Origin of the sequence: Nitratireductor aquimarinus, assembly GCF_017255295.1 — a bacterium.
GTDB lineage: Bacteria > Pseudomonadota > Alphaproteobacteria > Rhizobiales > Rhizobiaceae > Nitratireductor > Nitratireductor aquimarinus.
The window spans coordinates 885282-903788 of record NZ_JAFKDE010000002.1 but is presented as its reverse complement, the minus strand read 5'-3'; the positions used below and the strand labels follow the sequence as shown (position 1 = coordinate 903788).

Sequence of the window (18507 nt, the reverse complement as noted above, 5' to 3'; positions counted from 1 at the left end):
GCCGACGCTGCAAGCGGGAAACTCTGGTCGGGCTACGCCCTCCCGACGTTCCCCGCTTGCAGCGCAAAGTGGACTACTTTTGCGCCGCCCAATGGCCGACTTTTACTCCGCCGTTGACAATCATGCAGGACTTCGCACCGGACGGGAAACAGATCCGTCCGGACACCAGTGTCGGCATGCTGTTTTCGAAGTGGCTTCGTGCCGAACACCCTTCTGTATCCGACAACTACAGTATGTATGTTCATGTTACGGAAGAGTGGGAGGGCGAAGTCAGGCAATATCCCAATAGTATGTTGCCGCTGTTTATCGAGTTTGTTGATACCGTCTGGATTCCAGAACACTCTGAAAGATACTTCAACACCCGGGATCCCGCCGCGCTTCCCTACCTTCCCCGCCTGATTGCAAATACCAACCACAAAGCAATTTCGGCAGCGTAACCTAATAGGGCGGCGATGAATAAGATCGCCGCCCTCCATCCTTCACATAGAATTGAAAACGCCTGTGCGTGGTAAAGCGCTAGTAAATTACGGACTCCGCAAACGAATTAGCACGCGTGTTCTGCATCTCAGCGAGAACTGCCGCGCAATACCGCGAGCAATTCGGCATTACTGGAGCGGATCGCGGCTAGATGCTCCACAATTGCGCCGAAACAATACAACACGGCACCAGATAAGATCACAGACAATCCAAATCCTAGCACCATTACAGACCCCGGACCGGCATCGGCCACAACCATGATGCCGAAGACCAAAGCCGCGAGACCTACAAGAACCGTAAGCCCACCAGCGAATTTCACTATGCCGTGCATGATTTCCCTCCCATTTTGCAAGGAAGGTGCAGCAACGGTCGAGGGCGGGTCAATTGCTCCAATGTATGCAAAGATCAGCGCACCAGCCGAGAGAGGCTCTGGCGAAAGCGCGCCGAGAAGCGGAAGAGTGCAAATTTGCCTACTTGAGGATCGGCAAAATTTTTCCTACCTCAAGCGCGCCACCGTTAGGCTCATTCCCATTTCAACTGCTGCTGCAATACTTGACGAGCGGTTTGGAATGCGGCGACTCGTAGTGCTCCCGACTTAACCAAATCGCTGCATCGTAAACTGGGTTACCAGAAAATGCTTGTTTAGCTTTTTTATTATTTTTCAGATCAAAATCACACGGGCCTGAGCCACCCTGTTGCTGTCTTCCTTTCTGGAACCTAGCAAAAAACCCCTCCCTACCCAGATAGAATGGGGTCCCATCAGCGTACTCTCGGTTGTCTGATTGCTTATTTTTTTCATCGCAAGCTGGCTCTATCGTAAGCAGCCAATCTGTGCCTAGCGAATTACATTCTTGTTGATTGGATAAACGTCGCCAACAAAACCCTCCATCCTCTCCTCCTTTCAGGAATCCGACAATGGAAGCCCCATCTGGTTCGTCTTCGATCTTTAAAATAAGCCCCCCTTCGAATATCGCGATCCCACCGACTTTTAGATCAGAGTGACTGACCAGCTCTTGAGAAAATAAAACTTCCATTTCTTTACCCATCAGTTGATTCGATCAACTAACGGTAGAAGAATCACGGGACAGCACAAAGTGATAAAAAGTGGTCTAAAATGCCCCACATGTTGCATCCATGTCGCGTGGAATAGCCGGGCATGACGGAAAATCCTTGAAAATCAAGGATAGTCAGTTGCAACATGACGCAACGTGAAATCGGAAGAAGAAAGCTCTAAGTCGTTGACTTTGCTGGCGATCCCGGCAGGATTCGAACCTGCGACCATCGGCTTAGAAGGCCGGTGCTCTATCCAACTGAGCTACGGGACCACGATGTGGAAGCAGAAATCAGTGCGTCCACGGGGTCTTGCGGTCATAGCGGAAATTGTCAGAGTAGGAAACCTGACGGCGCTTGGGCTGATGCGGTTCTTCCACACGGAAAGGAATGCCGTTACGCTCCGCATAGGCGACCGCCTCTTCCCGGCTCTCGAAAGTCAGGCGAACCTGGCTCTTCATGTCGGACGAAGAAGTATAGCCCATCAGCGGATCGATCTTGCGCGGTACTGCCGGATCGAATTCGAGAACCCAACGGCCGGTTTTGGCCTTGCCGGACTGCATGGCCGTCTTGGCCGGGCTGAAAATGCGCGCAGACACGTCTTGAACCTCGTTCCCTGCAGGCGTCGAAACGCCGAAACAAGCAACATGCCACACAGGGCAGCATGCGAAAAGATGGTCGGAGCGGCAGGATTCGAACCTGCGACCCTCTGGTCCCAAACCAGATGCGCTACCAGGCTGCGCTACGCTCCGAACGTTCGGCTTCATTAGGGTCTGCAGATATCGAAAGCAAGGGGGTGCAGCGCAAAATCGATAATTTGCCTCAGGTCAATGCGCCCTGCCCCCGAACTGTCAGGGTTCAGACATTCGAAGTGTTGGAGAAACCGGGCGTCTTGCCCTGAAACGAGGAGGAAAATCGATGTTCAAGAGAATCATGGTTCCCGTCGACCTCGCACATGCCGACAAGCTGGACAAAGCGCTTGATGCCGCATCCGGCCTCGCAAAACTCTACGGCGCGTCGCTGTGCTATGTGGGTGTGACGACCGCGCTGCCCAGCTCGGTGGCCCATGGCGAAGCGGATTTCGCGGCCAAGCTCACCCAATTTGCAGAAGCCCGCAGCAATGACGATGGCGTTGGCATAGAGGTCAAGACAGCGGTTAGCCACGATCCCGTGCGCGATCTCGATGACGTTCTGGGGCGCACCGTGGGAGAAATTGGCGCCGACCTTGTCGTGATGGCGTCGCACGTGCCGACATTTGCAGATCACATATTCGCGTCAAACGCCGGTTATCTTGCCTCCCACACGCCGGTTTCGGTCTTTATCGTGCGCTGAGCCTCTGGAGAGCGGGCAGCTCCGGGGCAAGCCCCGGGCGCCGCCCGCGCGCAGTTCATCATTCGGCAGGCTTGGGCGTCTCGATGGTCACCTTTTCGGGCACATCAATGTTGATGCCGCCATTTCCGCCGCCGCCGACAAAGCCGCCGAAGAAGAGGAAACCGCCCAGAATCAGCGCCACGATCAGGCCGCCGGCGATAAACCAGCCTGCCCCGCCGCCACCGCCGCTTCCGGTGGTCACAACGGTCGTGCGTTCTTTCTGTTCATGGTCCATCTGGCGCTCCTTCGCGTGTTGGTTCGCTTCGGGGAAACAAACCGACAGAGACGCAAATGGTTCCGACGCTGGCTGCGCGGCGCGCAAAGCCATTGATGGAACAGCGCTGTCACCAGGAGGCCGATTTTCACGTGGGGCGCAAATGGTCCGGCTTCAGGAAGCCTTTGCCTCAAGCGCGTTGATCACCTCGGCTGCCAGCGGCCTTGTGATGCGCGTCTTGCGCTCCAGTGCGGCGCGGTCGATGGCGTCGACGGCGCTGATCGCGCTCGACAGAGAGCGCTCGATGCGGCGCACCAGAAACTGCACCACATGCGGCTCCACATCCACCTGCCGGTCGGCGAAGAGCTTGGTGATGACGCCGGCAAGCAGCATGTCGTCGGGCTCGTCGATCTCGACGGTCGCAGCCGCCTTCAAACGCGACAGAAGATCCGGCAGCTTCACGCCCCACGCGCCAGGAAAGCTGCGCGCGGTGAGAAGCATGGGCTGTCCGCCGGCGCGCGCCGCATTGATCAGGTGAAAAAGACCGTTCTCGTCCACCGGGCCACGATCGGCGTTGTCGATCAGGATCGGCCGCTCCCCGGCCAGCTCGATGGCCTCCGCGCCAATGCCATCGGGCGCGATGACGGCGGCATCCGCCTCCTCGCACCAGATGGCCGCCAGATGCGATTTTCCGCTGCCGGCGGGGCCTGCAAGGATCACCACCGGCGCGGGCCAGGACGGCCAGTTCTCGATCAGCGCCGCCGCGCGCGCATTGGCGGGCGTCACCACGAGATCATCGCGTGTCAGCGCTTCTCCGGAAGGCAGGTCTAGCGGAAGCTGGCGGGAAGGCATTTCTTGTCGTCCTAGGATTCGGGCGTATTGCCCGGCTTCTGATGCCCGCTATAGAGCGGCGAAGCGAGATATTGCTTGATCGCAAAACGCACGAGCACGGCCACCGCCGCAGCCGCAGGAACGGCGATCAGAAGGCCTGCAAAGCCGAACAGATAACCAAAGGCGAACAGCGCGAACATCAGCCAGACAGGATGCAGGCCCACGCTCTTGCCCACCAGTTTGGGCTGCAGGATGTTGCCTTCGAGAAACTGGCCGGAGAAGAAGATTGCGGCCACCGCCAGCACCCACCACCATTCCGGCCAGAACTGCACCACGGCAATGCCGATGGACAGGCCGAAGCCGACCAGCGAGCCGACATAGGGAATGAAGCTGATAAGGCCGGCGAACAGACCGATCAGCAGGCCGAAATTGAGCCCGACCAGCGAAAGGCCGACCGCATAGAAGACGCCGAGGATAAGGCACAGCGTGCCCTGCCCGCGCACGAACCCTGCCGTCGCCACATTGATGTCGCGGGCGATCTGGCGCACCGTCTCCACATGGTCGCGCGGCACCCAGCTGTCCACCTTTTCCACCATGCGGTCCCAGTCGAGCAGCATGTAGAAGGCAACCACCGGCGTGACCACGAAAAGGCTCGCCACGTTGACGATGGCGACACCCGAACTCCATACGGATTTGAACAGCGTGCCCAGGAAGCTTGTGCCCTGCGCCAGGATGGAGGTCAGGTTTTCGCGCAGCGCTTCCGTCTCGCCGTTCAGCAGGCTGTCGACCCATTTCGGCTCCAGCCGGATCATCAGCTCATGAAGGCGTGTGAGATACTCCGGCAGGCGGCTGGCGAAATCCGCAAGCTGCTTGCCAAGCACCGGCACCACAATCATCAGCCCGACCGCCAAAACGACCACGAAGCCGATCAGGATCACCACCGTGGCCGAGGTGCGCGACAGGCCCATGCGCTCCAGCCGGTCGGCGACCGGGTCCAGAAAATAGGCCAGAACCATGCCGGCGAGGAAAGGCAGCAGGATCGAGCTGAACACGTAGAGGAACAGCACAAGCGCCAGCGCCGCCAACAGCCAGAAGGCAATGTTGCGTATCAATGGCGGGCGTTGGGGCGAGCGGGCGACCGCAGGCCCAGCGTTGCTGTCAGTGTCCTTCGGCGTCACTTTCTGCGTATCCACTCATGTGCTTGATCCAGGCGATGAGATAGGCCGCTCCGGAAGCCACGGTCAAGAGGCCGGTGGCCACGATCAGCCACAGTCGCACGGCACCGGAACTATATCCAAAGGCAAGTTCGGCCAGCACGAGAAGCGCCAGCAATATCTGCGCCAGCGTGTTGGCCTTGGAGACGAACAGCGGCTTCATGGCCACGGGATGCCCCATCACATTGGCCAACAGCACGCCGCCAATGATGAGCGCATCGCGCGACACCACGGCGATCACCAGCCACAGGGGCAGCTCCATCATGTAGCCCAGCACGACAAAGACGCTGACCAGCAGCAGCTTGTCGGCAATCGGGTCCAGATAAGCGCCCAGTTCCGTGCGCTGGTTGAAATGGCGCGCAATGAAACCGTCCACGCCATCGGAAATGCCGGCGATCAGGAACCCGGCAAACGCCCAGCCATTGTCACCGGTCAGAAGCGCAAACACCACACCCGGCACCAGAATAAAGCGCATCAATGTTATGACGTTGGGTATCGTCATGGTTCCTACTCCAGCCTCGCGCCCGTCTCGCGCCTCCTATCGGACCATTGCGGCCAGACCACGTTTCGGCGCACACTTATCGCAGGCTTTCTCAGATTGTGGGAGAGCCCCGCGCTTTCAATAGGCCAGCTTGTTGATATCTCGCGCCTTGCGGAAGCGCCGCCTTCATGCAAGAAGCCCAGAAAAACGCGGCGGCGAGAACGATATGGCTCAGGAACCCAAGAACGGCCTTACCTACGCGGATGCGGGCGTCGACATCGATGCGGGCAGCCGGCTGGTGGACAAGATCAAGCCCATGGTGCGCGCGACGCGCCGTCCGGGCGCTGACAGCGAGATCGGCGGCTTTGGCGGCCTGTTCGACCTCAAGGCGGCGGGCTTCACCGACCCGGTGCTGGTGGCTGCCAATGATGGCGTCGGCACCAAGCTCAAGATTGCCATCGAAGCGGACAAGCACGATACGGTCGGCATCGACCTTGTGGCCATGTGCGTGAACGATCTGGTCGTTCAGGGCGCAGAACCCCTCTTCTTCCTCGACTATTTCGCCACCGGCAAGCTCGATCCCGATCAGGGCGCGGCCATCGTTTCGGGCATTGCGGAAGGCTGCAAGCAGGCAGGCTGTGCGCTGATCGGCGGCGAAACGGCGGAAATGCCCGGCATGTATCACGGTGATGATTACGATCTCGCCGGCTTCGCCGTGGGCGCGGCCGAGCGTGGCAGGCTTCTGCCCACCGGCGACATTGCCGAGGGCGACGTTCTGCTCGGCCTCGCCTCCTCCGGCGTCCATTCCAACGGTTTCTCGCTTGTGCGCCGCATCGTTTCCGATGCCGGGCTCGAATGGAGCGACAAGGCTCCCTTCGCCCCCGGGCAGACGCTCGGCGAGGCGCTGCTGGAGCCGACGCGCATCTACGTCAAATCCCTGCTCGCGACGCTGAAAGCCGCCTGGGGCATCAAGGCGCTTGCCCATATCACCGGTGGCGGTTTCCCTGAAAACCTGCCGCGCGTTCTGCCTGATCATCTGGCAGCGGAGATCGACCTCGATGCGATCGACGTGCCGCCGGTCTTCTCCTGGCTTGCCGGGACGGGCGGCGTTGCCGAGCGCGAGATGCTTTCCACCTTCAACTGCGGCATCGGCATGGTTGTTGCCGTGGCTGCCGATGAGGCCGCGCAGATCGCAGCCCTGCTTCAGGAAGCGGGCGAGAGCGTCACCATGCTCGGCCAGATCGTGCCGCGTCAGGCAGCCGGCGTCACCTATCGCGGTGAACTCGACCTATGACCAGGCGCGCGCGCAAACGGGTTGCGATCCTCATCTCCGGCCGTGGTTCGAACATGGCGGCGCTGGTTGCCGCTGCCATCGACCCTGCCTTTCCCGCCGAGATCGTTGGTGTCATCTCCAACCGCGCCGATGCGCGCGGCCTCGAGATCGCCGAAACCCACAGCATCCCCACCAGGGTTGTGCCTTCGCGCGAGTATGACGGTCGTGCAGCGCATGACGCGGCAATCCACGAGGCGCTGACCGAACTGAAGGCCGAAATCGTCTGCCTTGCCGGTTACATGCGCCTTCTGACACCGGAATTCGTTCAGAAGTGGAAAGGCCGGATGATCAACATCCACCCGGCCCTTCTGCCCAGTTTCCGCGGGCTCGACACCCATGCCCGGGCGCTCGCAAATGGCGTGCGCGTTCATGGCTGCACCGTTCATTTCGTCACGCCGGAAATGGATGAGGGACCGATCATCGCGCAGGCAGCCGTGCCGGTTCTGAGCAACGACACCGAGGAAACGCTGGGCGCGCGCGTACTCAAGGTGGAGCACCGTCTCTATCCGCTGGCGCTTCGCTACCTCGTTGAAGGCAAGGTGCGCATGTCCGGCGGCGCAGCCGTATTCTCCGGCGTCGACGAGGAACGCGGCGATCTTGCCATCGTTTCACCCGGCCAGCGCCGGGACTAAGGGCGGCAGGTTGAGCGCAACCGAACCGCCCTTCCCTTCGCCTGCCATCGCGGCTGCCTTTGCAGCCTTTCCCGATGCCGTTCGGCCGCAATTGCTTCGCGTCCGTGAACTGATCTTCGAGACGGCCCGCCGCACCGCAGGCATTGGCCGGATCGAGGAAACGCTGAAATGGGGCCAGCCCGCCTATCTGACGCCGGAGACCAGGTCCGGCAGCACGATCCGGCTGGGCATTCCCAAATCTCCGTCAGATGGCTGGGCGCTTTTCGTCCACTGCCAGACATCGCTCATCCGGCAATTCCGCGAGCACTATCCCGACCGCTTCACTTTCGAAGGCAACCGCGCACTGCTCTTCCGGCCTGACGAAGTGATTCCGGAAGACGCCCTAAGCCATTGTCTTGCCTTGGCATTGACCTATCACCAGAAGCGCTCCTGACGTTCAAGCTGTGCGTGGTTCGACAGGCTCACCATGAGGGTGGCCGTGGCTGGCGAGAAGCTCTGAACAAAGGCACTGCGCCGCGTTTGACGACCAACGCCCTCCCTCATGGTGAGCCTGTCGAACCACGCACCGCGTTAATGCAATGCGGTGTCATGCATCGTCGCGTCTGGGCAGGCGCTGCCACCCAGAAACACGGACGAAGCCAGTGCATTGAGCGGCTTCGTCCTTTCTGACAGGTCTGAAAAACGCTTCAGACGGCCCGCACCCAGACCTTCGTGTCATGGAACGCTGCGCCGCCGTAAGGTGCGATGGAATCGGCTCCCGTCAGCACGTTGATGCCCTCACCGCGTTCATGAGCGGTGTTCGGCCAGATGCCTTCGGCGATCACCACGCCGCGCCGCACGCCATCGAACAGCTTGACGTGAAGCACCACCTCGCCGCGCTGATTGCCGATTTCCACGCGGTCTCCGACAGAAAGCCCAAGCCCGGCGGCGTCGTCGGGATGCAGCATCAGTTCCGGGCGTCCTTCCCGTTTGATCGAGCCCGGCGTCTCCGTAAAGCTCGAATTCAGGAAGGTGCGCGCGGGCGAAGTGGCGAGCCTGAAGGGATGCTCGGGATCGGCCGTCTCGATGAAATCCATATGGTCGGGGAATTCCGGCATACGCTGATGCGGCCCCTGCAATCCGATGGATGCGGGTGGACGATTGGGCGCGGGCGTGCCGGTCCAGTCCGGGCGGAAACGGAACTTGCCATCCGGATGACCGAACCCGTTGACGAAATGGGCTGTGTCGAAATCCGGCTGCACATCGGCCCAGCGCTCTTCCTTGAGACTGTCGAAATCACCGAGGCCACGGCGCTCCAGCATCCAGTCCACATGCGCACGCGCGGAGAGCCCGAAGCCGGGCTGATCGGCAACGCCGAGGCGTTTTGCCAGTTCTTCGATGACAAAGATGTTCTCGCGCGCCTCGCCCGGCGCATCCACCAGTTTGGGGCCGAGCACGATGTGCTGGTGGCCGCCGCCGCGATAGATGTCGTCATGCTCCAGGAACATGGTGGCCGGCAGAACCACATCGGCAAGCTTCGCCGTGTCGGTCATGAACTGCTCGTGCACACAGGTGAAGAGATCTTCGCGCAGGAAGCCCTCTTTCACCAGCCGTTGCTCCGGCGCGATGTTGGCCGGATTGGTGTTCTGGATCAGAAGCGCGGTGACCGGCGGGCCGCCACGCAGCGCCTCTTCATCATTGGTGAGAATGCGGCCGATCTGCGATTGATCGAGCGAGCGGATCGCGGGATCGCGCAGCGCCTCGCCCTCGATCAGTGACTTGTCCAGCCGAAAGATCGATGAATTGGAGTGGAACGCGCCACCACCCTCATATTGCCAGCAGCCGGTGACGGCGGCGACAGACAGGGCCGCGTGCATGTTCACCACGCCGTTGCGATTGCGCGTAAAGCCGTAGCCGAGGCGGAAGAAGGTGCGCTTCGTCTCGCCCACCAGCCGTGCGAAGGTCTCGATTTCCGCCACCGAAAGGCCGGTGATGGCAGACGCCCATTCGGGCGTGCGCGTTGCAAGATGCGCCTCGAGCCCGGCGGGGTCATCCGTGTATTTTGCGAGAAATGCCCGGTCCGCCAGCCCTTCACGGAAGAGAACATGCATCGTCGCGCAGGCCAGCGCGGCGTCCGTTCCCGGCTTAAGGACGAGGCCGATATCCGCCTGTTTCATGGTGGCGTTGTCGTAGACGTCGATCACCACGATCTTCGCGCCGCGCTCCTTGCGCGCGCGGATCGCGTGCGTCATCACATTGACCTGTGTGGCAACCGCGTTGGTGCCCCAGATCACCACGCAGTCGGATTTGGCCATCTCGCGCGGATCGGGACCGCGCAGATCGCCCGCCCCCATCACGAAACCCGTCCATGCCGCATTGGTGCAGACCGTGCCGAAGAAGCCCGAATAGCGCTTGGCGTGGCGCAGCCTGTCGATGGAGTCGCGCTGCACAAGCCCCATCGTCCCGGCATAGTAGTAAGGCCAGATGGCCTCGCTTCCATGCTTTTCCTCGGCCTTGAGGAAGGCTTCCGCCACCAGATCGAGCGCGGCGTCCCAGCTCGCTTCCTTCCAGTTGCCCTCACCCTTCGCGCCCGAACGCACCCGTGGCTTCAAAAGCCGGTCCGGGTGATGGATACGCTCCGAATAGCGCGCCACCTTGGCGCAGATCACGCCGGCGGTGTAGCTATTGTCCTTCGCGCCATAAACGCGACCGATGCGACCGTCCTTCACCTCAACGTCGAGCGCACAGGTCGAGGGGCAGTCATGCGGGCAGGCCGAATGTCCGATATGGATGTTTGCGTGTGTGTTCATGGCGGGGACACTAGCGATTTTCTCTGCACACGCGTAGAGCCAGTTTTCAGAAAATCAGGTGCAAACGCCACCGAAGTGGGTAACATGAACTATCGTCACGTCTATCACGCCGGAAACTTTGCGGATGTGGTCAAACACGCAGTGCTGGCGCGCATCGTCGAATATCTGAAGCGCAAGGACAAAGCCTTTCGCGTCATCGACACCCATGCCGGCATCGGCCTCTATGACCTTTCTTCCGAGGAGGCGCAGAAGACGGGTGAATGGCAGGGCGGCATCGGACGGCTGATGGAGGCTTCGCTCGACGCTGAAACCGCCAGCCTTTTGAATCCCTTGCTCGATGCCGTTCACGCAGTGAATCAGGAAGGCGGCATCCAGCGCTATCCGGGCTCGCCCCGCGTCACACGCCACCTCCTGCGCAAACAGGACCGCCTGACCGCCGTCGAGCTGCACCCGCAGGACGCCGCCCGTCTGAAAGAGGAATTCGCCGGCGATTTCCAGACACGCGTGATCGAGCTAGACGGCTGGCTGGCGCTCGGCGCGCATCTGCCGCCGAAGGAAAAGCGTGGACTGGTCCTCATTGACCCGCCCTTCGAGCAGGAAGGCGAGTTCACACGCATCGCGGCCAGGCTTCAGAAAGCACATGCGCGTTGGCCGGGCGGCATCTATGCCATCTGGTACCCGATCAAGGACCACAGGGCGGTCGACGCCTTCCGCAAGACGCTTGCCGACAGCGGCATCGCCGATGTGATCGACATCCGGCTGCAGCTGCGCGCGCCCTCATCCGAACCGCGCCTCGACGGCACGGGAATGATCATCGTCAACCCGCCCTTCGTGCTGCAGAAGGAAATGGAAACCGTCCTGCCGCCGCTCGCCAGCATACTCGGCGACAATGGCAAGGGACGCTGGAGCATCGAAAGGCTGGCGGCAGAATGACCCGCCCGCGCTTGACCCCGAAGACGGGCTGGCGCAAAACTCTACGCATTACACGGTAACACTCATCCGGGAGACAGTCTCATGGCGCGCTTCAAGGCTCTGGCAGCCAGCCTCGCCGCAATTTTCGCCACCGCATTCATTCCAATGCAGGCGCAAGCGGCCGATCCGGTTGGCGCCTATGGCGCGACCGGTGATGTCTGCGCGGATGCAGGCGTCCAGTCGACGATCCAGAAGCGTTTTCGCTATCAGGTCACCCACGTACCGAATCTGCCGAATGTCGACATCGTCGATTTCCACGGCGCCTATCAGACCCGCTACAACCCGTCTTCGGCAGACAGCCCCATCGAGCGGCGCTATTGCCGTGCGACGGCACGCCTCTCCGACGGACGCGACCGCGCCATCTGGTATCTGGTCGAATACGGTCAGGGCTTTGCCGGCCTCGGCAACAATGTGGAGTTTTGCGTTTCCGGCTTCGACCGCTGGAACGTCTATGACGGCGGCTGCCGCGTTCTGCGATAGGCAATTCAGTTCCGGGGCAATCCATGCGCATTGGCAAACGGCTGCGGGCCGCAGCTTTCGCCTGTCTGATTCTGTCAGGGGCTGCGCCGGCGCTTGCCGGCGAGCGCGGCGCGCCGACTGGGGTGTTCGACTTCTACGTCTTGTCTCTGAGCTGGTCGCCCAGCTATTGCGCCGCTGAAGGCGCAGACGCGAACCGGCAGCAATGCGGGCGCGAACGTCCCTATGCCTTCGTTGTCCACGGTCTGTGGCCGCAATATGAGGATGGCTATCCGGAGTATTGCCGCTCCAAACGCCCGCAGCGCGTGCCCAACGCGCTGGTAGACCGCTATCGCGACATCATGCCATCCGCCGGCCTGATGGGGCACCAGTGGCGCAAGCACGGCATGTGCACGGGCGTTGCGCAGGAAGACTATTTCGCCCTCACCCGCAAGGCGCGTGAGCGCGTAGAGACGCCGCCCGCATTCAGAAACCTGGAAAAACCGGTGATGGTCTCGCCTGAGGCCGTGGAGGAGGCTTTCCTTGCCGCCAATCCGGGGCTGGAGAAGGATGCGATCGCGGTCACCTGCGACAGGCGCTATCTGCGCGAGGTGCGCATCTGCATGACGAAGGACATGGAATTCCGCGCCTGCGAAGCGGTGGACCGCAAGGACTGCCGCAGCAAACGCGTTCTCCTGCCTCCGGCCCGCAGCAGATAAAGAAGCGGCAGATAAAGAAAAAGCCGGGCGCATGGCCCGGCTTTTCCCGATTGCTCTTCAGTTCGATTAGAACTGCATACCAAGGCCGAACATGACCTTGTTGGAGCTGTCGCTGACGTCCTGTGCACCGCTACCGGTGTTGAACGTCTCGCTGCCGAACTTCGTGTAGCGATACTCGACGCGACCGAAGACGCGCTCGGTCAGCTTGGCGTCGACACCTGCGCCGGCCGTCCAGCCGAGCATGGTGTTGGTGTCGGAACCGGCTGCATCGGAAACCTTCAGGCGCTCTGCAGCACCACCGGCCGTACCGTAGATCAGGATGTTGTCGGTCGCGGCAACACCAAGACGTGCGCGCAGCGTACCGTCGACGCCACCCTTGGATTCGACACCGGCATTGGTGCCCTTCATGCCGTTGTAACCGACATCACCTTCAACACCGTAGACAAAGCTACCGGACTGGAAGTTCCAACCGGCAAAACCGTTGCCGACGAAGCCATCGGTGCCGATGTCGTTGCCGACGACCGGCTGGTTGGCGGAGGTTTCGCCAGAGAAGCCGTAGCCGAGTGCGATACCGGCGTAGCCGCCTTCCCAATTGTTGATCGGGGTGGAGATCACCGGCGCTGCGGGCGGTGCCGGCGGCTGCTCGATGACCGCATCGGCTGCATTGGCAACGCCTGCGACTGCGACAAAACCAACGGCTGCGGCCGTCGACAGAATGACGTTCTTATGGGCTTTCATGGTCCATACTCCTTAAGCCACTAGCATTTTCAAAGCTGTGGTCGTCCCTCTTGAGCATCATGCCCGTAAAACGCACCACGCTGGCGAGGCCAGGAACCTTGGGAGGAAGCTATCCCGACGTCGCATGCCCTTATCTGGGCGTGAAATGAGGCTGAACGTGCCCCAAAAATAGGTCTTTCGGGGGCGCCAATGAGGCGGAAAATTGACGTTGCAATTTGGCAACAGAATTATTTCCGGGCCTTGGGGGCCGACAGGTGAGCACCTATATACCGCGAGAAATCGCGGATCACATGGGGACATTCATGCTTTTCAGTCTGCTTATGCTGGCAGTCGGCGTCACGCTTCTATTCTTCGCAGGCGACATCTTTGTGAAGGGCGCCGTCGGCCTTGCCGAGAATCTCGGAATTTCCCCTCTCATCATCGGCTTGACCGTGGTGGCGTTCGGAACCTCCGCACCTGAACTTTTCACATCCGTGCAGGCTGCGCTTTCCGGCGCGCCTGGCCTTGCCGTCGGCAACGTGGTTGGCTCCAACATCGCCAATGTGCTTCTGGTGCTGGGCGTGCCAGCGCTCATCTACCCCGTCATCTCCAATGAGAAGGGGCTGCGCCGCAATCTGGTCGCCATGCTGGGTACGACGGCAGTTTTCATGTGGATGCTTGCGGGGGGCGTCATCACCCGGCTTGAAGGCGCTGCACTCTTCGCAGGTCTTTGCGCCTTCATCGCCTGGCAGATTTACGATGCGAGAAGCAGCGGGGCTCCGGAAAACCACGACTTCCATGACGATATCGGGGAAGCACCGCATGACCGCAAACGGGTCATCATCTATCTTGTTGCCGGCGTCGTCGGCCTCCCCATCGCCGCGCAGCTGACTGTTGCCGGCGCCGTGCGGATTGCTGAGAGCTTCGGTGTCAGCGACGCCGCCATCGGCCTGACCATTGTCGCCATTGGCACTTCGCTGCCCGAGCTCGCAACCAGCGTGGCCGCAGCAATCAAGCGTCAGTCGACGATGGCGCTGGGCAACATTGTCGGCTCGAACATCTTCAACATCGCATGCATCATGGGACTGACGGCGCTGATCACACCGGTCGCAGTCGATCCGCGCATCATTTCCGTCGACATGTGGGTAATGCTGGGCGCGAGCCTTGCGCTGGCGCTTCTGGGTTTCCTGCGCCTGCCCGCCGGAAAGGCGGTTGGCGGCGCAATGCTGGCGGCGTTCGCCGGATACATCGCCACGGTGTTCTAGATCGCGGTCTTCTGGTTCGCGGCCTTCCGGATCGCGGCATTCCGGATCGCGGCCTTCTGGATCGCGCATGTCCAGCGACGAAAAGAAAATGATGAAGCCGGCCTCGCGCCGGCTTCATCTCTATTTAAGGACCAGATCAGTACATCTGGCCTGACTTTGATCGGGTGATCAGAAGCGCACGCCGAGACCGATGCGAAACTCGTTCATGCCGCCAGAGAGCTTTGCGGGGCCGCCTGCCGTCTCGAAGGTGTTGCTCCCGATGCTGCCGATATTCGTGTAGCGATACTCGCCACGGGCAAACACCTTGTCCGTCAGCGCCACGTCAGCGCCGACACCTGCCGTCCAGCCGGTAAGCATCCTGGAATCCGACACACTGCCGTCCTTTACGCTGTAGCGCCCGGCAGCCAGACCGGCGGCCGTGTAGATCAGCAGGCGGTCATTGACCGCGTAACCAAGGCGTCCGCGAACCGCACCATTGGCACCGCCCTTGATGTCAGCGCCCAAGCTGGAAGCCTTCAGGCCGTTATAGCCGAGCTCGCCCTCGACACCGTAAACAACTTTGCCTGTCTGGGCATTGTAGCCAGCGAACACGCCACCGATATAATCAGTGCTCGTCTTTGCGTCCCCGTCCTCATCGCCACGTGTGCGAACCACGCCGGACGTGGCGCCCAGATAGGTGCCTTCCCAACCGGGAAGCTGAATGACGGGATCCGGTGCTGCATTCGAACCCGAAAGGTCAGCAGCCAGGGCCGGACCAATGCCCATGGCGACTGCCAACACGGCAACCATGGTGCTCAAGCGAAGGATAAAACTCGATTTCATGAAATTTTCCCGTTTATAAAACAAAACATACGTAAACAATCTTCTTAACCCGAAGACAGCCCTCCATCATTTCCAATCTTGTCCGAATTTTGGCACTCTTCGGAAATTTCAGTTACATGTACGAATACGTAAACAACAGAAAATCAGCCTTATAATTCTTAGTCATCAAAACCAAAATCCCTGGCCTTTGCCCTCTCTGTCAGGAGAATACGCATGTCGCGGCTACGGGGTTGGAGACGCGCCTCATTCGGCCTAAATGACATCATGGAAATTCAGCTTTCAGACGCACAGGATTCGCGGCTGACTGACATGGACGGGAGCGACATGGCACAGACCAATGGAACGGCACTGATTACCGGCGGCGCAAAACGCATCGGCGCGGCCATCGCGCGCGATCTGGGCCGTCACGGCTTTTCCGTCGCCATCCATTGCAGCCATTCGCGCGACGCTGCCGACCGGCTCGCTGCCGAAATCATCGAGGCAGGCGGACGGGCCGCCGTTCTGCAGGCCGACCTGCGCGACGGCAAGGCGACACGGGCGCTGATCGGCCAGACAGAAGAGGCGCTGGGCCTGCCGTCCATCGTGATCAACAATGCCTCGATCTTCGAGGATGATGCAGTCTCCGACTTTACCGACGAAGGCTGGGACGCCCATTTCGACCTTCACGTCAAAGCCCCTGCGCTGATCGCGCAGGCGCTGACACAGGCTTTGCCCGACGATGCGCAGGCCCTGATCGTCAACATGATCGACCAGCGCGTATGGCGACTGAACCCGCGCTTCTTCAGCTACACGCTTTCCAAATCCGCGCTCTGGACCGCGACACGCACCATGGCGCAGGCGCTTGGCCCGAACATCCGCGTCAACGCCATCGGCCCCGGCCCCACCCTGCCCAACCAGCGCCAGCAGCAGGAAGATTTCGACCGTCAGACCGATGGCCTCATTCTGGGGCGCGCGCCGGATCTGGACGATTTCGGCCGCACGGTGCGCTATCTCTGGGAGACGCGCTCGATCACCGGCCAGATGATCGCGCTCGACGGCGGCCAGCACCTGGCCTGGGAAACGCCTGACGTGGCGGGAGTGCCCGAGTGAACGCCAAAACCGTCCTCAAGGAGACTGCCCTCAAGGAACCGGCAAACCTCGCCCTCGACTGGGACAGCGGCGAGACCACCGATGGCGTGGTCGGCATCGAGGTCATCCAGTCTGCGGTAAAGCGGCTACCGAACGCACCCGGCGTCTACCGGATGATGAACGCCGAGGGCGATGTTCTCTATGTGGGCAAGGCCCGCAGCCTGAAGAAGCGCGTCACCAACTACGCGCAGGGGCGCGGCCACACCAACCGCATTGGCCGGATGGTGCGCGAAACGGCGTCGATGGAGTTCGTGGTCACGCGAACGGAAACCGAAGCGCTGCTTCTGGAAGCCAATCTGATCAAGCGTCTGCGCCCGCGTTTCAACGTGCTGCTGCGCGACGACAAATCGTTTCCCTATATCCTTCTGACCGGCGACCATTCCGCACCCGGCATCTTCAAGCATCGCGGCGCGCGCTCCAAGAAGGGCGATTATTTCGGCCCCTTCGCCTCCGCCGGCGCCGTCAGCCGCACCATCAACTCGCTGCAACGCGCCTTTTTGCTGCGCACCTGCACGGATTCCGTGTTCGAAAGCCGTACCCGCCCCTGCCTGCTCTATCAGATCAAGCGTTGCTCCGGCCCCTGCACCGGCGAAATCAGCGAAGACGATTACGGCGATCTTGTTTCGGAAGCGAAGGCTTTCCTCTCCGGTCGCTCCAGCAGGGTGAAGGCGGAGATCGCCAAATCCATGCAGGAAGCCTCCGAGGCGCTCGATTTCGAGCGTGCCGCGATCTATCGCGACCGGCTTTCCGCCCTTAGCCACGTGCAGAGCCATCAGGGCATCAACCCGCAGGGTGTTGAGGAAGCCGATGTGTTCGCCATCCATCAGGAAGGCGGGCAGAACTGCATTCAGGTCTTCTTCTTCCGCACCGGGCAGAACTGGGGCAACCGCGCCTATTTCCCCAAGGCGGACCCGGCGCTTGAGGCCAATGAGGTGCTCGGCGCGTTCCTCGCCCAGTTCTATGACGACAAGCCCTGCCCGCGCATGGTGCTTCTGTCGCATGAAGTCGAAGAGCAGGAACTTCTCACCGAGGCGCTTTCCACCCGCGCCGGCCGCAAGGTTCAGGTGCTGTGCCCGCAGCGCGGCGAGAAGAAGGACCTGACCGACCACGCGCTTCAAAACGCCCGCGAGGCGCTTGGACGGCGACTGGCGGAAACCTCTTCGCAGGCGCGCCTGATGGAGGGGTTTGCCGAAACCTTCGGACTGGAAGAAGCCCCGCGCCGCATCGAGGTCTACGACAACTCGCACATCATGGGCACCAACGCGGTGGGCGGCATGATCGTCGCCGGAGCGGAAGGCTTCGCCAAGAACCAGTATCGCAAGTTCAACATCCGTTCGACCGACATCACCCCCGGCGATGACTACGGCATGATGCGCGAGGTGATGCAGAGGCGCTTCTCCCGCCTCATCAAGGAGAACGGTCTCCCGATTGCCGGGGACGCACAGAAGACCGGTGATGACGAGGCCGACGCTCCCGAGATGGCGGACATCCCCGCCTGGCCCGATGTCATTCTGATCGATGGTGGTCAGGGACAGCTGGCGGCCGCCGCGCAGATCCTCGAGGAACTCGGCATCACGGAAATGGTGACAGCCATCGGCGTCGCCAAGGGCGTCGACCGCGATGCCGGACGCGAGCGCTTCTTCATGGCCGGCAAAAGCTCGTTCACCCTGCCGGTGCGTGATCCCGTGCTTTATTTCATCCAGCGGCTGCGCGACGAGGCGCACCGTTTCGCCATCGGCTCGCACCGGGCGCGCCGCAAGAAGGAGATGGTGAAGAACCCGCTTGATGAGATCAGCGGCATCGGCCCCGGCCGCAAGCGCGCATTGCTGCATCACTTCGGCACGGCCAAGGCTGTCAGCCGCGCCGGCATTGATGACCTGATCGCCGTGGACGGCATCTCCGAGGCAATTGCCCGCCAGATCTACAATCATTTCCACGAAAACGGCTGAAGCGGCGTTCTTTCGTCGCGGTTACCCCGGTTGGCGCTTGCCGTTCGCTCCCGGTTCTGATTTGACAGGTAACGATTGGTATTTGCC

The 18507-nt window shown here is 61.1% G+C and carries 21 protein-coding genes and 2 tRNA genes; 11 read left to right on the top strand and 12 right to left on the bottom strand.

What is annotated here, in order from left to right; translation table 11 throughout:
• Positions 1-437, top strand: a 437-nt coding sequence (locus JYP46_RS04685; RefSeq protein ID WP_477507002.1) for a BstA C-terminal domain-containing protein, incomplete at its 5' end; no start/stop codon positions are given.
• A gap of 128 nt (positions 438-565) precedes the next feature.
• On the opposite strand, the gene JYP46_RS04680 is transcribed toward JYP46_RS04685, so the two are convergent.
• The 5 genes from JYP46_RS04680 to JYP46_RS04660 form a co-directional block, all read right to left on the bottom strand.
• Positions 566-808 (bottom strand): hypothetical protein, encoded by a 243-nt coding sequence (locus tag JYP46_RS04680; protein WP_206547401.1) that lies wholly within the window; start codon positions 806-808, stop codon positions 566-568.
• A 202-nt stretch (positions 809-1010) separates the two neighbouring features.
• Positions 1011-1523 carry a hypothetical protein gene (locus JYP46_RS04675; protein ID WP_206547400.1) on the bottom strand — a complete coding sequence of 171 codons (513 nt, stop codon included), beginning with the start codon at positions 1521-1523 and terminating at the stop codon, positions 1011-1013.
• A 202-nt stretch (positions 1524-1725) separates the two neighbouring features.
• Positions 1726-1802, bottom strand: a tRNA-Arg gene (locus tag JYP46_RS04670).
• Positions 1803-1820: 18 nt separating this feature from the next.
• A complete protein-coding gene (locus tag JYP46_RS22220; RefSeq protein WP_113154809.1) occupies positions 1821-2126 on the bottom strand; it encodes an ETC complex I subunit in 306 nt (101 codons plus the stop codon).
• Between the two features lie 76 nt (positions 2127-2202).
• Positions 2203-2279 (bottom strand) — tRNA-Pro (locus JYP46_RS04660).
• 166 nt (positions 2280-2445) lie between these two features.
• On the opposite strand from JYP46_RS04660, the gene JYP46_RS04655 reads away from it, so the two are divergent.
• Complete coding sequence (locus JYP46_RS04655) at positions 2446-2859, top strand: universal stress protein (protein WP_206547399.1); 414 nt, start codon at positions 2446-2448, stop codon at positions 2857-2859.
• A 58-nt stretch (positions 2860-2917) separates the two neighbouring features.
• On the opposite strand, the gene JYP46_RS04650 is transcribed toward JYP46_RS04655, so the two are convergent.
• The 4 genes from JYP46_RS04650 to JYP46_RS04635 form a co-directional block, all read right to left on the bottom strand.
• Positions 2918-3133 carry a hypothetical protein gene (locus tag JYP46_RS04650; protein WP_206547398.1) on the bottom strand — a complete coding sequence of 72 codons (216 nt, stop codon included), beginning with the start codon at positions 3131-3133 and terminating at the stop codon, positions 2918-2920.
• A gap of 153 nt (positions 3134-3286) precedes the next feature.
• The gene (hdaA, locus tag JYP46_RS04645; RefSeq protein WP_206547397.1) at positions 3287-3964 is read right to left on the bottom strand and encodes a DnaA regulatory inactivator HdaA; all 678 of its coding nucleotides are present in this window, start codon (positions 3962-3964) and stop codon (positions 3287-3289) included.
• 11 nt (positions 3965-3975) lie between these two features.
• Positions 3976-5136, bottom strand: coding sequence for an AI-2E family transporter (locus JYP46_RS04640; RefSeq protein WP_328850064.1), 1161 nt, complete (start codon positions 5134-5136; stop codon positions 3976-3978).
• Entirely contained in the window at positions 5102-5659 is a 558-nt protein-coding gene (locus JYP46_RS04635) for a CDP-alcohol phosphatidyltransferase family protein (RefSeq protein WP_113154745.1), read from the bottom strand. The genes JYP46_RS04640 and JYP46_RS04635 overlap by 35 nt, the downstream gene beginning before the upstream one ends.
• A 205-nt stretch (positions 5660-5864) precedes the next feature.
• Here JYP46_RS04635 and purM point away from each other — a divergent pair, with 205 nt between their 5' ends.
• The 3 genes from purM to JYP46_RS04620 are packed head-to-tail and all read left to right on the top strand — an operon-like array spanning position 5865 to position 8036.
• Positions 5865-6932 (top strand): phosphoribosylformylglycinamidine cyclo-ligase, encoded by a 1068-nt coding sequence (purM, locus tag JYP46_RS04630; RefSeq protein ID WP_113154744.1) that lies wholly within the window; start codon positions 5865-5867, stop codon positions 6930-6932.
• Complete coding sequence (gene purN, locus JYP46_RS04625) at positions 6929-7603, top strand: phosphoribosylglycinamide formyltransferase (protein ID WP_113154743.1); 675 nt, start codon at positions 6929-6931, stop codon at positions 7601-7603. Before purM ends, purN begins: the two co-directional genes overlap by 4 nt.
• A 10-nt stretch (positions 7604-7613) precedes the next feature.
• The gene (locus tag JYP46_RS04620) at positions 7614-8036 is read left to right on the top strand and encodes a DUF1801 domain-containing protein (RefSeq protein WP_206546664.1); all 423 of its coding nucleotides are present in this window, start codon (positions 7614-7616) and stop codon (positions 8034-8036) included.
• A gap of 253 nt (positions 8037-8289) precedes the next feature.
• Here JYP46_RS04620 and JYP46_RS04615 read toward each other — a convergent pair whose 3' ends face one another.
• Positions 8290-10392: a molybdopterin-containing oxidoreductase family protein gene (locus tag JYP46_RS04615; protein WP_206547396.1), complete on the bottom strand. Its 2103-nt coding sequence runs from the start codon at positions 10390-10392 to the stop codon at positions 8290-8292.
• Positions 10393-10476: 84 nt separating this feature from the next.
• Here JYP46_RS04615 and JYP46_RS04610 point away from each other — a divergent pair, with 84 nt between their 5' ends.
• The 3 genes from JYP46_RS04610 to JYP46_RS04600 all read left to right on the top strand — a co-directional run bounded on the left by JYP46_RS04610 (position 10477) and on the right by JYP46_RS04600 (position 12539).
• Complete coding sequence (locus JYP46_RS04610; protein ID WP_206547395.1) at positions 10477-11325, top strand: 23S rRNA (adenine(2030)-N(6))-methyltransferase RlmJ; 849 nt, start codon at positions 10477-10479, stop codon at positions 11323-11325.
• An 81-nt stretch (positions 11326-11406) separates the two neighbouring features.
• Positions 11407-11844 (top strand): hypothetical protein, encoded by a 438-nt coding sequence (locus JYP46_RS04605; protein ID WP_113154739.1) that lies wholly within the window; start codon positions 11407-11409, stop codon positions 11842-11844.
• A gap of 23 nt (positions 11845-11867) precedes the next feature.
• A complete protein-coding gene (locus JYP46_RS04600) occupies positions 11868-12539 on the top strand; it encodes a ribonuclease T2 family protein (RefSeq protein ID WP_206547394.1) in 672 nt (223 codons plus the stop codon).
• A gap of 66 nt (positions 12540-12605) precedes the next feature.
• On the opposite strand, the gene JYP46_RS04595 is transcribed toward JYP46_RS04600, so the two are convergent.
• Positions 12606-13277: an outer membrane protein gene (locus tag JYP46_RS04595; protein ID WP_113154737.1), complete on the bottom strand. Its 672-nt coding sequence runs from the start codon at positions 13275-13277 to the stop codon at positions 12606-12608.
• Positions 13278-13579: 302 nt separating this feature from the next.
• Here JYP46_RS04595 and JYP46_RS04590 point away from each other — a divergent pair, with 302 nt between their 5' ends.
• On the top strand, positions 13580-14521 hold the full coding sequence (locus tag JYP46_RS04590; RefSeq protein ID WP_206547393.1) for a calcium/sodium antiporter: 942 nt from the start codon (positions 13580-13582) through the stop codon (positions 14519-14521).
• A 168-nt stretch (positions 14522-14689) separates the two neighbouring features.
• Here JYP46_RS04590 and JYP46_RS04585 read toward each other — a convergent pair whose 3' ends face one another.
• On the bottom strand, positions 14690-15343 hold the full coding sequence (locus tag JYP46_RS04585) for an outer membrane protein (RefSeq protein ID WP_206547392.1): 654 nt from the start codon (positions 15341-15343) through the stop codon (positions 14690-14692).
• A gap of 324 nt (positions 15344-15667) precedes the next feature.
• Between JYP46_RS04585 and JYP46_RS04580 the strand changes: the two genes are divergently transcribed.
• Together JYP46_RS04580 and uvrC are read left to right on the top strand one after the other, a co-directional pair.
• Positions 15668-16432 carry an SDR family oxidoreductase gene (locus JYP46_RS04580; RefSeq protein WP_206546658.1) on the top strand — a complete coding sequence of 255 codons (765 nt, stop codon included), beginning with the start codon at positions 15668-15670 and terminating at the stop codon, positions 16430-16432.
• Positions 16429-18420: an excinuclease ABC subunit UvrC gene (gene uvrC, locus JYP46_RS04575; RefSeq protein ID WP_206547391.1), complete on the top strand. Its 1992-nt coding sequence runs from the start codon at positions 16429-16431 to the stop codon at positions 18418-18420. The genes JYP46_RS04580 and uvrC overlap by 4 nt, the downstream gene beginning before the upstream one ends.
• Positions 18421-18507: the final 87 nt, after the last annotated feature.